The 15480-nt window shown below is 41.4% G+C and carries 12 protein-coding genes and 1 tRNA gene; 11 read left to right on the top strand and 2 right to left on the bottom strand.

Annotated features, from left to right (window positions below; genetic code table 11):
* The first annotated feature begins 99 nt into the window (after nt 1-99).
* Nucleotides 100-1434, top strand: coding sequence for an Nramp family divalent metal transporter (locus tag HT697_RS04795; RefSeq protein ID WP_000094601.1), 1335 nt, complete (start codon nt 100-102; stop codon nt 1432-1434).
* A gap of 78 nt (nt 1435-1512) precedes the next feature.
* Here the strand turns inward: HT697_RS04795 and HT697_RS04790 are convergent.
* Nucleotides 1513-1600 (bottom strand) — tRNA-Ser (locus tag HT697_RS04790).
* Between the two features lie 161 nt (nt 1601-1761).
* Here HT697_RS04790 and HT697_RS04785 point away from each other — a divergent pair.
* The 4 genes from HT697_RS04785 to HT697_RS04770 all read left to right on the top strand — a co-directional run bounded on the left by HT697_RS04785 (nt 1762) and on the right by HT697_RS04770 (nt 7748).
* Nucleotides 1762-2502 carry a DeoR/GlpR family DNA-binding transcription regulator gene (locus HT697_RS04785; RefSeq protein ID WP_000920654.1) on the top strand — a complete coding sequence of 247 codons (741 nt, stop codon included), beginning with the start codon at nt 1762-1764 and terminating at the stop codon, nt 2500-2502.
* Complete coding sequence (gene pfkB, locus HT697_RS04780; RefSeq protein ID WP_164225970.1) at nt 2499-3410, top strand: 1-phosphofructokinase; 912 nt, start codon at nt 2499-2501, stop codon at nt 3408-3410. Before HT697_RS04785 ends, pfkB begins: the two co-directional genes overlap by 4 nt.
* Complete coding sequence (locus HT697_RS04775) at nt 3407-5359, top strand: fructose-specific PTS transporter subunit EIIC (RefSeq protein WP_173262384.1); 1953 nt, start codon at nt 3407-3409, stop codon at nt 5357-5359. The genes pfkB and HT697_RS04775 overlap by 4 nt, the downstream gene beginning before the upstream one ends.
* 85 nt (nt 5360-5444) lie before the next feature.
* On the top strand, nt 5445-7748 hold the full coding sequence (locus HT697_RS04770; protein WP_345789525.1) for a DNA translocase FtsK: 2304 nt from the start codon (nt 5445-5447) through the stop codon (nt 7746-7748).
* A 42-nt stretch (nt 7749-7790) separates the two neighbouring features.
* On the opposite strand, the gene HT697_RS04765 is transcribed toward HT697_RS04770, so the two are convergent.
* A complete protein-coding gene (locus tag HT697_RS04765) occupies nt 7791-8219 on the bottom strand; it encodes a DUF6556 family protein (protein ID WP_173217551.1) in 429 nt (142 codons plus the stop codon).
* 138 nt (nt 8220-8357) lie between these two features.
* Here HT697_RS04765 and HT697_RS04760 point away from each other — a divergent pair, with 138 nt between their 5' ends.
* From HT697_RS04760 to HT697_RS04735, 6 genes are all read left to right on the top strand, one after another.
* Nucleotides 8358-9500, top strand: coding sequence for a cysteine desulfurase family protein (locus HT697_RS04760; RefSeq protein ID WP_173262378.1), 1143 nt, complete (start codon nt 8358-8360; stop codon nt 9498-9500).
* 8 nt (nt 9501-9508) lie between these two features.
* Entirely contained in the window at nt 9509-10723 is a 1215-nt protein-coding gene (thiI, locus tag HT697_RS04755) for a tRNA uracil 4-sulfurtransferase ThiI (RefSeq protein WP_173262375.1), read from the top strand.
* Nucleotides 10724-10859: 136 nt separating this feature from the next.
* On the top strand, nt 10860-11684 hold the full coding sequence (locus tag HT697_RS04750; RefSeq protein WP_049532194.1) for an alpha/beta hydrolase: 825 nt from the start codon (nt 10860-10862) through the stop codon (nt 11682-11684).
* Between the two features lie 21 nt (nt 11685-11705).
* Nucleotides 11706-12446, top strand: a complete 741-nt coding sequence (locus HT697_RS04745) for an esterase family protein (protein WP_173262372.1) — start codon at nt 11706-11708, stop codon at nt 12444-12446.
* Nucleotides 12447-12458: 12 nt separating this feature from the next.
* Entirely contained in the window at nt 12459-13625 is a 1167-nt protein-coding gene (locus HT697_RS04740) for an ATP-grasp domain-containing protein (protein ID WP_173217545.1), read from the top strand.
* A 354-nt stretch (nt 13626-13979) separates the two neighbouring features.
* Nucleotides 13980-15473, top strand: a complete 1494-nt coding sequence (locus HT697_RS04735) for a class I SAM-dependent DNA methyltransferase (protein WP_173217543.1) — start codon at nt 13980-13982, stop codon at nt 15471-15473.
* The last annotated feature ends 7 nt before the right edge of the window (nt 15474-15480 follow it).

Genomic DNA, 15480 nt, shown 5'->3' with positions numbered 1-15480 from the left:
TTTTCATATAGTTTTCATTGTTTTAATAGTTTAAAGTCAATCTTATTTTTCTCTAATAGAAAATAATGAAAAAGTAGGTTTAGAAAGAGGTAAGTATCTATGTCTTCTCATAAAAAAGTGTCACTCTCTGAGATTAATCAATCTATCGATACTCCAAATAACAATCATTTCTGGCAAAATTTAAATGCCTTTTTAGGTCCGGGTGCTCTTGTCGCAGTTGGTTATATGGATCCAGGAAACTGGATTACCAGTGTAGTCGGTGGTGCTTCCTATAAGTATAGTCTCTTGTTTGTTATCTTGATTTCATCTCTCATTGCCATGCAACTTCAGCAGATGGCAGGAAAGCTTGGTATTGTAACCCAGATGGACCTGGCTCAAGCAACGGCTCATCATTCACCTAAATGGCTTCGTTATAGTCTATGGGTGATTTTAGAATTAGCCTTGATGGCGACAGATCTGGCAGAAGTTCTAGGTTCAGCGATTGCTCTCAATCTTCTCTTTAAGATTCCGATTATGATAGCAATTCTCTTGACCGTGTTGGATGTTTTTCTCTTATTGCTTCTGATGAAATTTGGCTTTAAGAAGATTGAAGCTATTGTGACAACACTGATTTTAACCATTCTAGCAATTTTTACCTATCTGGTAGCTTTGTCACATCCAAGCTTCCAAGGAATCGTTGAGGGTTATCTACCGAATGCAACCTTATTTGAAAGTCCCTTGCCAGGGCATGAAAGTCAATTAACCTTGGCACTAGGGATCGTGGGAGCAACGGTTATGCCCCATAACCTCTATTTGCATTCTTCCTTGTCACAAACTCGGAAAATCAATCACAAGGACAAGAATGATGTTCGAAAAGCCGTGCGCTTTATGACCTGGGATTCAAATCTCCAATTATCCTTGGCCTTTGTGGTTAACTCCCTTCTATTAATTCTCGGGGCGGCTCTCTTTTTCGGCCATGCATCTGAGATTTCTGCCTTCTCTCAAATGTATAATGCCTTGCAGGATTCTACTATTGCAGGAGCTATAGCTAGCTCGACCTTATCAACCTTGTTTGCCTTGGCTTTATTAGCCAGTGGTCAAAATTCGACAATTACGGGTACCTTGACTGGACAAATCGTTATGGAAGGTTTCTTGCATATGAGATTACCTCAATGGTTCATTCGTTTGGCAACTCGTCTCTTTGCCTTGTTGCCTGTCATGATTGTAGCGGTTCTGTTTGGTCATCAGGAAAAAACATTAGATCAGTTATTGGTTTATTCACAAGTCTTTCTTTCGATTGCTCTTCCATTTTCAATCTTCCCACTGATTTATCTAACTTCTAAGAAATCACTGATGGGAGAATTTACCAATGCCAAATGGAATACCATCCTTGGCTATATCGTTTCCATTATCTTAACAATTCTCAATGTGAAATTGTTATTTGATATTTTCTAAGAAATTCACCCGAGTTATAAAACAAGCATATAAGAAAAAAGATACCCAAGATTTCTTGGGTATCTTTTTTAAAATAAACGGAAGACATGGGATTCGAACCCACGCACGCTGTTACACGCCTACCGCGTTTCCAACACGGCCTCTTAAGCCTCTTGAGTAATCTTCCAATACTTACTCAAATAGTCTACCATAAAGGCTCTTATCTTGCAATAAAAATTCTAGAAATAAGAAAAATGATAGATTTTGAAAGAAAATGATAAAAAATGCTTGACTTTGAAATAAAGTATGATAGAATGAATAGTGTAAACGATAACAGGAGGTGATTCAGTGTTAAAAACAGAGCGGAAGCAACTGATTTTAGAGGAGTTAAATCAACATCATGTAGTTTCTCTAGAAAAATTAGTTAGTTTGCTAGAGACCTCAGAATCAACGGTTCGAAGAGACTTGGATGAATTGGAAGCAGAAAACAAGCTTCGTCGCGTGCATGGTGGAGCAGAATTGCCTCATTCCTTGCAGGAAGAAGAAACCATTCAAGAAAAATCTGTCAAAAACCTTCAAGAGAAGAAGTTACTTGCTCAGAAAGCAGCCTCTCTCATCAAGGAACAAGATGTCATCTTTATCGATGCTGGAACAACGACAGCCTTTTTGATTCATGAATTGGTTAATAAAAATGTCACAGTCGTGACCAATTCGATTCACCATGCCGCTCAGTTGGTTGAAAAGCAGATTCCAACTGTCATGGTTGGAGGAAGTGTCAAGATGGCAACAGATGCTAGCATCGGGGGCGTTGCTCTTAACCAGATTAACCAATTGCACTTTGACCGTGCCTTTATCGGGATGAATGGTGTTGACGATGGCTATTATACGACTCCTGATATGGAGGAGGGAGCTGTGAAGCGAGCTATTTTAGAGAATGCCAAACAGACCTATGTCTTGGTGGATTCGTCTAAGATTGGACAAACTTGCTTTGCCAAAGTAGCACCACTCAAACGAGCTATTGTTATCACAAGTCAAGGGCATGAGCTCTTGCAGGCTATTAAGGAGAAAACGGAGGTAATAGAAGTATGATTTATACAGTCACACTCAATCCATCCATTGACTATATCGTGCGTTTGGACCAAGTCCAAGTTGGTAATGTCAATCGTATGGACAGTGATGATAAGTTTGCTGGTGGGAAAGGGATCAATGTCAGCCGTGTCTTGAAACGCTTGGATATTCCCAATACAGCAACTGGGTTTATCGGAGGATTTACTGGTAAATTTATTACAGATACTTTGGCAGAGGAAGAAATCGAGACACGTTTTGTCCAAGTAGCAGAAGATACTCGCATCAATGTTAAAATCAAAGCAGACCAAGAAACAGAAATCAACGGGACTGGTCCAAATGTGGAACCAGCTCAGCTAGAAGAATTGAAAGCTATTTTATCTAGTTTGACTGCAGAAGATACAGTTGTCTTTGCTGGTTCAAGTGCTAAAAATCTAGGCAATGTTATCTACAAGGATTTGATTGCCTTGACGCGCCAGACGGGTGCGCAAGTCGTTTGTGATTTTGAAGGACAGACCTTGATTGATAGTTTGGACCACCAGCCACTTTTGGTCAAACCAAACAATCATGAACTTGGAGCTATTTTTGGGGTTGAACTCGATAGTTTAGATGAAATTGAAAAATATGCTCGAGAGTTACTGGTTAAGGGTGCTCAAAACGTCATTATCTCTATGGCTGGTGACGGTGCTCTTCTTGTCACATCTGAGGGAGCTTATTTCGCTAAACCAATCAAAGGAACAGTCAAAAATTCTGTCGGAGCTGGCGATTCTATGGTCGCTGGATTTACAGGTGAATTTGTCAAATCAAAAGACGCAGTAGAAGCCTTCAAATGGGGAGTGGCTTGTGGAACGGCAACGACCTTCTCTGATGACTTGGCAACAGCAGAATTTATTAAAGAAACATATGAAAAAGTTGAGGTAGAAAAAAGATGAAAATTCAAGACCTATTGAGAAAAGATGTTATGTTGCTGGATTTGCAGGCAACTGAAAAAACTGCTGTCATCGAAGAGATGATTAAAAGCTTGGTAGACCACGGTTATGTAACAGATTTTGAAACATTTAAAGAAGGAATTTTGGCGCGTGAAGCTCTCACTTCTACTGGTTTGGGTGACGGAATTGCTATGCCTCACAGTAAGAACTCTGCTGTCAAAGAAGCGACTGTTCTCTTTGCCAAGTCAAACAAGGGTGTTGACTACGAGAGCTTGGATGGACAAGCAACTGACCTCTTCTTTATGATTGCGGCTCCAGAAGGTGCCAATGATACTCACTTGGCTGCCTTGGCAGAATTGTCTCAATATTTGATGAAAGACGGTTTTGCTGACAAACTTCGTCAAGCAATATCAGCTGATCAAATAATCGAACTTTTTGACCAAGCTTCAGAAAAAACGGAAGAGCCTGTTCAAGCACCTGCTAATGAATCTGGTGACTTTATCGTAGCAGTTACAGCTTGTACAACAGGAATTGCCCACACATACATGGCCCAAGAAGCCCTTCAAAAAGTGGCTGCTGAAATGGGTGTTGGAATTAAGGTTGAAACCAACGGTGCCAGTGGTGTTGGTAACCAACTAACTGCGGAAGACATTCGTAAGGCTAAAGCTGTTATCATCGCAGCAGACAAGGCCGTTGAAATGGATCGATTTGATGGAAAACCATTGATCAATCGTCCAGTTGCTGACGGTATCCGTAAGACAGAAGAGTTGATCAACTTGGCTCTTTCTGGGGATGCTGAAATCTACCGTGCTGCAAACGGTGCAAAAGCTGCAACAGCCTCTAACGAAAAACAAAGCCTTGGTGGTGCCTTCTACAAACACTTGATGAGTGGTGTCTCTCAAATGTTGCCATTCGTTATCGGTGGTGGTATCATGATTGCCCTTGCCTTCTTGATTGACGGTGCTTTGGGTGTTCCAAATGAAAACCTTGGTAATCTTGGTTCTTACCATGAACTAGCTTCTATGTTCATGAAAATTGGGGGAGCTGCCTTTGGTTTGATGCTTCCAGTCTTTGCAGGTTATGTTGCCTACTCTATTGCTGAAAAACCAGGTTTGGTAGCAGGTTTCGTGGCTGGTGCTATTGCTAAAGAAGGTTTTGCCTTTGGTAAAATTCCTTATGCTGCAGGTGGTGAAGCAACTTCAACTCTTGCAGGTGTCTCATCTGGTTTCCTAGGTGCTCTTGTGGGTGGATTTATAGCAGGTGCTTTGGTTCTTGCTATCAAGAAATACGTTAAAGTTCCTCGTTCACTTGAAGGTGCTAAATCAATCCTTCTCTTACCACTTCTTGGAACAATCTTGACTGGATTTGTTATGCTAGCTGTTAACATCCCAATGGCAGCAATCAACACAGCTATGAATGATTTCCTTGGCGGTCTTGGAGGCGGTTCAGCTGTCCTTCTCGGTATCGTTCTTGGAGGAATGATGGCTGTCGATATGGGTGGACCAGTCAATAAAGCAGCTTATGTCTTTGGTACAGGTACGCTTGCAGCAACTGTTTCTTCAGGTGGTTCTGTGGCTATGGCAGCAGTTATGGCTGGAGGAATGGTGCCACCACTTGCAATCTTTGTCGCAACTCTTCTTTTCAAAGATAAATTCACCAAGGAAGAACGCAACTCTGGTTTGACGAATATCATCATGGGCTTGTCATTTATCACTGAGGGAGCGATTCCATTTGGTGCCGCTGACCCAGCTCGTGCGATTCCAAGCTTCATCCTTGGTTCAGCAGTAGCAGGTGGCCTCGTTGGTCTTACTGGTATTAAACTCATGGCGCCACACGGAGGAATCTTCGTTATCGCGCTTACTTCAAATGCTCTTCTTTACCTCGTTTCTGTCTTGGTAGGAGCAATCGTAAGTGGTGTGGTCTATGGTTACCTACGCAAACCACAAGCATAAAAAATAGAAAAATGAAAAGATTGGACCGCTTGGTGCAGTCTTTTTCTCTTTCCGAAATGCCTGTGAAATATGGTATAATAGAAGAATGGCAAACAAGAATACAAGTAAAACAAGACGGAGACCGTCTAAAGCAGAACTCGAAAGAAAAGAAGCGATTCAACGAATGTTGATTTCGTTGGGAATCGCCCTTTTATTGATTTTTGCAGCCTTTAAATTAGGGGCTGCAGGTATCACCCTTTACAATCTAATTCGCTTGCTGGTAGGTAGCCTAGCTTATTTGGCAATATTTGGTATCCTGCTCTATCTCTTCTTCTTCAAGTGGATACGAAAACAGGAAGGACTCTTATCAGGATTTTTCACCATATTTGCTGGCTTACTCTTGATTTTTGAGGCCTACTTGGTTTGGAAATATGGTTTGGACAAGTCGGTTCTAAAAGGAACCATGGCTCAGGTTGTGACTGATCTGACTGGTTTTCGAACGACTAGTTTTGCTGGTGGAGGCTTGATTGGGGTTGCTCTTTATATTCCAACCGCCTTTCTCTTTTCAAATATCGGCACTTACTTTATTGGTTCTATCTTGATTTTAGCAGGCGCTCTCCTAGTCAGCCCTTGGTCTGTTTACGATATTGCTGAATTTTTCAGTAGAGGATTTGCCAAATGGCGGGAAGGTCATGAGCGTCGAAAAGAAGAACGCTTTGTCAAACAAGAAGAAAAAGCTCGTCAAAAGGCTGAGGAAGAGGCTAGATTAGAACAAGAAGAGGCTGAAAAAGCCTTACTCGATTTGCCTCCTGTTGATATGGAAACGGGTGAAATTCTGACAGCAGATGTTGTGCTTGACGTTCCACCTGTTCCAGAAGAAGACTGGGTGGAACCAGAAATCATCCTGCCTCAACCTGAACTTGAATTCCCTGAACAGGAAGATGGCTCTGATGATGAAGATGTTCAGGTCGATTTTTCAGCAAAGGAAGCCCTTGAATACAAACTTCCAAGCTTACAACTCTTTGCCCCAGATAAACCAAAAGACCAGTCGAAAGAGAAGAAGATTGTTCGAGAAAACATCAAAATCCTAGAAGAAACTTTTGCTAGTTTTGGTATTAAGGTAACGGTTGAACGGGCTGAAATTGGGCCATCCGTGACTAAGTATGAAGTTAAGCCAGCCGTGGGTGTGCGGGTTAACCGCATTTCCAATCTGGCAGATGACCTCGCTCTAGCCTTGGCGGCCAAGGATGTTCGTATCGAAGCTCCAATCCCTGGGAAATCTCTCGTTGGAATCGAAGTGCCTAACTCTGAGATTGCGACTGTGTCTTTCCGAGAACTTTGGGAACAATCTCAAACGAAAGCAGAAAATCTTTTGGAAATTCCTTTAGGGAAGGCTGTTAATGGCACCGCAAGAGCTTTTGACCTTTCTAAAATGCCCCACTTGCTAGTCGCAGGTTCGACGGGTTCAGGTAAGTCAGTAGCAGTTAACGGTATTATCGCTAGCATTCTCATGAAGGCGAGACCAGATCAAGTTAAATTTATGATGGTCGATCCCAAGATGGTTGAGTTATCTGTTTACAATGACATTCCTCATCTCTTGATTCCAGTTGTGACCAATCCACGCAAGGCCAGCAAGGCCCTGCAAAAGGTTGTGGACGAGATGGAAAATCGTTATGAACTCTTTGCAAAGGTAGGAGTTCGGAATATTGCAGGCTTTAATGCTAAGGTGGAAGAGTTCAATGCCCAGTCTGAGTACAAGCAGATTCCGCTACCGCTCATTGTCGTGATTGTCGATGAGTTGGCTGACCTCATGATGGTAGCCAGCAAGGAAGTAGAAGATGCTATCATCCGTCTTGGACAGAAGGCGCGTGCTGCAGGTATCCACATGATTCTTGCAACTCAGCGTCCATCCGTTGATGTCATCTCTGGTCTGATCAAGGCTAATGTCCCATCTCGTGTAGCATTTGCGGTTTCATCAGGGACAGACTCCCGTACGATTTTGGATGAAAATGGAGCTGAGAAACTGCTTGGTCGAGGAGATATGCTCTTTAAACCGATTGATGAAAATCATCCAGTTCGTCTCCAAGGATCCTTTATCTCGGATGATGATGTCGAGCGCATCGTAAACTTCATCAAGGCTCAGGCAGATGCGGACTACGATGATAGTTTTGATCCAGGTGAGGTTTCTGAAAATGACGGTGAATTTTCAGATGGTGAAGCTGGTGGAGATCCGCTTTTTGAAGAAGCCAAGGCTTTGGTGATAGAAACCCAGAAAGCCAGCGCCTCCATGATTCAGCGTCGTTTGTCAGTTGGATTTAACCGTGCGACTCGTCTCATGGAAGAACTGGAGATGGCAGGTGTTATCGGTCCAGCTGAAGGTACCAAACCAAGAAAAGTATTGCAACAATAAAAATGGCTTCTTTCCAAGTTTGGAGAGAAGCTATTTTAGTGATTATTGATTAGTTTTATTTTCTGAAGTTGGGGTATTGGACTGTTTTTCATTTTCAGTAGCAGGTTTACTTGGAGTAGGAGTAGAAGAATCCTGAGTTGATGCTTTCTGCTCTTCTTTTTTCTCTTCCTTGACGCTAGCTTTTGGTGTTTCCTCTTGCTGTGTTTTTTCTTGAGAAGTGTTATTTTCCTTATTGGGACTAGTGTTTTCCTGAGGGGATTCCTTTTGAATTTCTTTGACAATTGTTGTCGTCTGGCTTGTCGTAGGTTCTTTTTTAGTATTTTTGTTATTGTCCAAGGCGTTCATAATCGTGATACTTGCGGTAATTAAGCCAAGGATACTACCGATAGTAGCGACGGTTTTTTGAAAGACCGTAAAGCCTTTTTTGATGTGTTCTGTTTTTGGTTTTGAAGTTCTACGATAATTAGACATACATTCTCTCCTTTAATTAAAATTTATTATACCGCATTTCTTTAAAAAAATCTTAAAAAAAGAGGAATTGCCCTTTCTTGTCGCAAGCTCCGTTTCATGATACAATAGAGGGAGTGATTTTAGAAAGCGTAAGAAAACATGATTTACTTTGATAATTCGGCAACGACCAAGCCTTATCCTGAAGCACTTGAAACTTATATGCAGGTCGCTTCAAAAATTTTAGGAAATCCATCTAGTCTCCATCGTTTGGGAGACCAGGCAACACGAATCTTAGATGCTTCTCGCCAACAGATTGCAGATTTAATCGGTAAGAAAAGTGATGAAATCTTCTTTACTTCTGGTGGAACAGAAGGGGATAACTGGGTTATCAAGGGTGTGGCCTTTGAAAAAGCCCAGTTTGGGAAGCACATCATCGTATCAGCCATTGAACATCCAGCAGTCAAGGAATCAGCCCTCTGGTTGAAATCTCAAGGTTTTGAGGTGGATTTGGCTCCAGTAGATGAGAAAGGATTTGTCGATGTTGAGGCGCTAGCAGATTTGATACGATCAGATACGACTCTCATCTCTATCATGGCAGTAAACAATGAAATCGGCTCGATCCAACCTATTGAGGCTATTTCAAAACTATTGGCAGACAAGCCGACTATTTCCTTCCACGTTGATGCGGTTCAGGCACTTGCCAAGATTCCGACCGAAAAGTATCTAACAGATCGAGTGGATTTTGCGACCTTTTCGAGTCATAAATTTCATGGTGTCCGAGGTGTTGGTTTTGTCTATATCAAGTCTGGCAAGAAGATTACGCCTCTTTTAACAGGTGGTGGTCAGGAGCGAGATTATCGTTCGACAACTGAAAATGTTGCAGGGATTGCAGCGACAGCTAAGGCTCTCCGTTTGTCTATGGAGAAGCTAGATATTTTTACTAGCAAGGCTGGGCAGATGAAGGCAGTGATTCGCCAAGCCCTTCTGGACTATCCAGATATTTTTGTCTTTTCAGATGAGGAAGACTTTACCCCTCATATCCTGACTTTTGGAATCAAGGGTGTTCGAGGTGAAGTCATCGTTCACGCTTTTGAAGACTATGATATTTTCATCTCAACGACCTCTGCTTGTTCGTCCAAGGCAGGGAAACCTGCAGGTACCTTGATTGCCATGGGAGTGGACAAGGATAAGGCCCAGTCAGCTGTGCGTCTTAGTCTAGACCTTGAAAATGATATGAGTCAGGTCGAGCAATTTTTGACCAAGTTAAAATTGATTTACAATCAAACTAGAAAAGTAAGATAGGAGCATTCATGCAGTATTCAGAAATTATGATTCGCTACGGTGAGCTGTCAACCAAGGGCAAAAACCGTATGCGTTTCATCAATAAACTTCGCAATAATATTTCAGACGTTTTGTCTATCTATCCCCAAGTTAAGGTAAGGGCAGATCGTGACCGTGCCCACGCTTACCTCAATGGAGCAGATTACACGGCAGTTGCAGAATCACTCAAGCAAGTCTTTGGAATTCAAAACTTTTCCCCTGTCTATAAGGTTGAAAAATCTGTAGAAGTTCTGAAGTCTTCTGTCCAAGAGATTATGCAGGACATCTACAAGGAAGGCATGACCTTTAAGATTTCTAGCAAGCGTAGCGACCACAACTTTGAACTCGACAGTCGTGAACTCAACCAAATGCTTGGAGGAGCTGTTTTTGAAGCCATTCCAAATGTGCAAGCTCAAATGAAAAATCCTGATATCAATCTCCAAGTGGAGATTCGAGAAGAGGCAGCCTACCTTTCTTATGAAACTATTCGTGGGGCTGGTGGTTTGCCAGTTGGAACTTCAGGTAAAGGGATGCTTATGTTATCAGGAGGGATTGACTCACCTGTAGCAGGTTATCTTGCTTTGAAACGTGGAGTGGATATTGAGGCTGTTCACTTTGCCAGCCCACCTTACACGAGTCCCGGTGCCCTCAAGAAAGCGCAGGATTTGACCCGTAAATTGACCAAGTTTGGCGGCAATATCCAGTTTATCGAGGTGCCTTTCACTGAGATTCAAGAGGAAATCAAGGCTAAGGCGCCAGAAGCCTATCTCATGACCTTGACGCGTCGCTTTATGATGCGGATTACCGACCGTATTCGTGAGGTACGAAATGGTTTAGTTATCATCAATGGGGAAAGCCTAGGTCAAGTAGCCAGCCAAACCCTTGAAAGCATGCAGGCTATTAACGCTATGACCAACACTCCCATCATTCGTCCTGTGGTTACCATGGACAAGTTGGAAATCATTGACATCGCCCAGGAAATCGATACCTTTGACATTTCAATCCAACCGTTTGAAGACTGTTGTACCATTTTTGCGCCAGATCGTCCAAAGACCAATCCTAAGATTAAGAATGCGGAGCAGTATGAAAAACGGATGGATGTTGAAGCTTTGGTTGAGCGAGCAGTGGCTGGAATCATGATTACTGAGATTACACCGCAGGCTGAAAAAGATGAAGTGGATGACTTGATTGACAATCTGCTCTAATCAGAAAACACAAAAGAATAGCGAAAATCAGGAAAGAAAGTTAGTTTTTTATCTAAAAAATAGGTAAAAAACTAACTTTTTTTCTATAATTGTGATATAATAAAATAAAATTTTGAATATAGAGAGTTTTCTGACAATGAATCAATCCTACTTTTATTTAAAAATGAAAGAACACAAACTCAAGGTTCCTTATACAGGTAAAGAGCGCCGTGTACGTGTTCTTCTACCTAAAGATTATGAGAAAGACACGGACCGCTCCTATCCTGTTGTATACTTTCATGACGGGCAAAATGTTTTTTATAGCAAAGAATCCTTCATTGGCCATTCATGGAAGATTATCCCAGCCATCAAACGAAATCCCGATATCAGTCGCATGATTGTAGTTGCTATTGACAATGATGGCATGGGGCGGATGAATGAGTATGCGGCATGGAAGTTCCAAGAATCTCCTATCCCAGGGCAGCAGTTTGGCGGTAAGGGTGTGGAGTATGCTGAGTTTGTCATGGAGGTGGTCAAGCCTTTTATAGATGAAACCTATCGTACAAAAGCAGACCGCCAGCATACGGCTATGATTGGGTCTTCGCTAGGAGGCAATATTACCCAGTTTATCGGTTTGGAATACCAAGACCAAATTGGTTGCCTGGGCGTCTTTTCATCTGCAAACTGGCTCCACCAAGAAGCCTTTAACCGCTATATCGAGCGTCAGCAACTATCGCCTGACCAGCGTATCTTTATCTATGTGGGAACGGAAGAAGCGGATGATACAGATAAGACCTTGATGGCTGGCAATATCAAACAAGCCTATATCGACTCGTCGCTTCGCTATTACCATGATTTGATAGCAGGGGGAGTGCATCTGGATAATCTTGTGCTGAAAGTTCAGTCTGGTGCCATCCATAGTGAAATCCCTTGGTCGGAAAATCTACCCGATTGTCTGAGATTTTTTGCAGAAAAATGGTAAGTTAAGAAAGGAAAAAACGAAATGCATATTGAACATCTTAGCCACTGGAGTGGCCATCTCAACCGTGAAATGTACCTCAATCGTTATGGACATGCTGGTATTCCAGTTGTGGTCTTTGCTTCATCAGGTGGTAGTCACAATGAATACTATGATTTTGGCATGATTGATGCCTGTGCCTCTTTTATCGAGGAAGGTCGTGTCCAGTTCTTTACCCTATCTAGTGTAGACAGCGAGAGCTGGTTAGCTACTTGGAAAAATGCTCATGACCAGGCGGAAATGCACCGTGCCTACGAACGTTATGTGATTGAGGAGGCCATTCCTTTTATCAAGCACAAGACAGGTTGGTTTGATGGCATGATGACAACAGGTTGCTCTATGGGAGCCTATCATGCACTCAATTTCTTCCTCCAGCATCCAGATGTCTTTACCAAAGTAATTGCTCTCAGTGGTGTTTACGATGCACGTTTCTTTGTCGGCGATTATTACAATGACGATGCTATTTATCAAAACTCGCCAGTAGATTATATCTGGAATCAGAATGACGGCTGGTTTATTGACCGTTATCGTCAGGCAGAGATTGTGCTGTGTACGGGTCTTGGTGCCTGGGAACAAGATGGTCTACCATCTTTCTATAAGCTCAAAGAAGCCTTTGACCAGAAACAAATTCCAGCCTGGTTTGCTGAATGGGGACACGATGTCGCCCACGACTGGGAATGGTGGCGTAAACAAATGCCTTATTTCCTCGGTCATCTCTATTTATAAAAGGAGTTACCTATGAATTACCTTGTTATTTCTCCCTACTATCCCCAAAACTTTCAACAGTTTACGATTGAACTAGCTAATAAAGGCATCACTGTCTTGGGAATTGGTCAAGAGCCTTACGAGCAATTGGATGAGCCCTTACGCAATAGCTTGACCGAGTATTTTCGTGTTGATAATCTTGAGAACATAGACGAAGTCAAACGTGCAGTTGCTTTCCTTTTCTATAAACATGGCCCGATTGACCGCATCGAATCCCATAATGAATACTGGCTTGAGCTGGACGCAGCTCTCCGTGAACAATTCAATGTTTTTGGTGCTAAACCAGAGGATCTCAAAAAGACGAAATTTAAGTCTGAAATGAAGAAACTGTTCAAAAAAGCAGGTGTCCCCGTGGTACCTGGAGCTGTTATCAAGACGGAAGCAGATGTTGATCAAGCAGTGAACGAAATCGGTCTTCCAATGATTGCCAAACCTGACAATGGAGTTGGAGCAGCCGCGACCTTTAAGCTTGAAACAGAAGACGATGTCAATCACTTCAAGCAAGAATGGGACCATTCAACTATTTATTTCTTTGAGAAATTTGTCACGTCTAGTGAAATCTGTACCTTTGATGGTCTAGTGGATAAGGATGGAAAGATTGTCTTTTCAACAACCTTTGACTACGCCTATACACCGCTTGATCTCATGATTTACAAGATGGATAATTCTTATTACGTGCTCAAGGATATGGATCCTAAATTACGTAAATATGGTGAGGCAATTGTCAAAGAATTTGGTATGAAAGAACGTTTCTTCCATATTGAGTTCTTCCGTGAGGGGGACGATTACATTGCCATTGAGTACAATAACCGTCCTGCAGGTGGTTTCACCATTGATGTTTATAACTTTGCTCATTCCTTGGATCTCTATCGTGGATATGCAGCCATTGTCGCAGGAGAAGAGTTCCCAATGTCAGAGTTTGAACCTCAGTATTGTTTGGCTACTTCTCGCCGTGCAAATGCTCACTATGTTTATTCTGAGGAGGACTTGCTTGACAAATATAGTCAGCAGTTCAAGGTTAAAAAAATCATGCCAGCTGCCTTTGCGGAACTTCAAGGGGATTACCTTTATATGCTGACAACTCCGAGTCGACAAGAAATGGATCAGATGATTGCTGATTTCGGACAACGTCAAGAATAAGAACTATCGGATTAAGGAAATTCACTCCCTTAATCCTTTTGTTTTGTCTGATAAAAAATAAGAGCATCCTAACAAGGTAGCTATCATAAAACTTGTTCGATAACTATTTGAAGCAGGATTAGGTGGTCAGAAATTGAATTTTAACATTTCAATTTAGTCATAGTATTGTGTTTTCGTATCCGTAAATCAGCTAAAAGGATCCATGACGACACCTATACGATATAGTTTTCAAGATACTAAACAAGTCTATTAAAATATTCAGGTGACGCATAGATATAGTTAATTGAAGCTTTGTTTGAAATCTGATAAAATAATGATATTACTAAGTTTTAAAAACTAAAGAAAAGGGAAGATATGATTACAGGCGAATTAAAAAATAAAATCGATCAGTTGTGGGAAATTCTTTGGACAGAAGGAAATGCAAATCCTTTAACAAATATTGAACAGTTGACTTATCTCTTATTTATGAAAGATTTGGATAGTGTCGAGCTTGGACGTGAAAGTGATGCTGAATTTTTAGGGATTCCTTATGAGGGAGTTTTTCCAAAAGATAAACCTGAATACCGTTGGTCAACTTTTAAAAATATAGGAGATGCTCAGGAAGTTTATCGTTTAATGACTCAGGAGATTTTTCCGTTTATTAAAAATCTCAAGGGGGATACAGATGATACAGCCTTTTCACGATATATGCGAGAAGCTATTTTTCAAATAAATAAACCTGCTACGCTTCAAAAGGCAATTTCTATCTTAGATGCATTTCCAACTAGGGGATTAGATGTAGATTTTGATAATGACAAACAAAGTATTACTGATATCGGGGATAACTATGAATATCTGTTATCAAAATTGTCGACCGCAGGTAAAAATGGACAGTTTCGTACACCTCGTCACATCATCGATATGATGGTTGAATTGATGCAACCGACCATCAAAGATATCATCTCAGATCCCGCTATGGGTTCTGCTGGCTTCTTAGTATCTGCTAGCCGTTACTTAAAGCGTAAGAAATATGAATGGGAAACCAATACAGATAATATCAATCATTTTCATAATCAGATGTTTCATGGAAATGATACGGATACGACTATGTTGAGACTTGGGGCGATGAACATGATGCTACATGGAGTAGAAAATCCACAAATCAGTTACCTGGACTCGCTGTCTCAAGATAATGAAGAAGCCGATAAATATACCTTGGTTTTAGCAAATCCTCCTTTTAAGGGCTCACTTGACTACAATTCAACCTCTAATGACCTTCTTGCAACCGTAAAAACCAAAAAAACAGAATTACTCTTTCTTTCTCTTTTCTTGCGAACTTTAAAACCAGGTGGACGAGCAGCAGTTATCGTACCTGATGGTGTTCTTTTTGGTTCGTCTAAAGCTCATAAAGGAATTCGTCAGGAAATTGTAGAGAACCATAAGCTTGATGCTGTAATCTCAATGCCTAGTGGTGTTTTCAAGCCTTATGCTGGAGTTTCAACTGCCATTCTCATCTTTACAAAAACTGGCAATGGTGGTACTGACAAGGTCTGGTTTTACGATATGAAAGCGGATGGTTTAAGTTTGGATGATAAGCGACAACCGATTAGCGACAATGATATTCCAGATATTATCGAACGCTTTCATCATCTTGAAAAAGAAGCAGAACGTCAGAGAACGGATCAATCTTTCTTTGTTACAGTTGATGAGATAAAGGAAAATGATTATGATTTGTCTATCAATAAATATAAAGAGATTGAGTATGAAAAAGTTGAGTATGAACCAACAGAGGTCATCTTAAAGAAAATCAATGATTTAGAAAAAGAAATTCAAGCTGGCTTGGCTGAATTAGAAAAATTACTCAAGTAGGGAGGTG

The sequence above is a fragment of the Streptococcus sp. 1621 genome (assembly GCF_013276615.1).
Taxonomy (GTDB): domain Bacteria; phylum Bacillota; class Bacilli; order Lactobacillales; family Streptococcaceae; genus Streptococcus.
The sequence above is the reverse complement of the archived record's forward strand: the minus strand, read 5'-3'. Positions and strand labels throughout refer to the sequence as shown.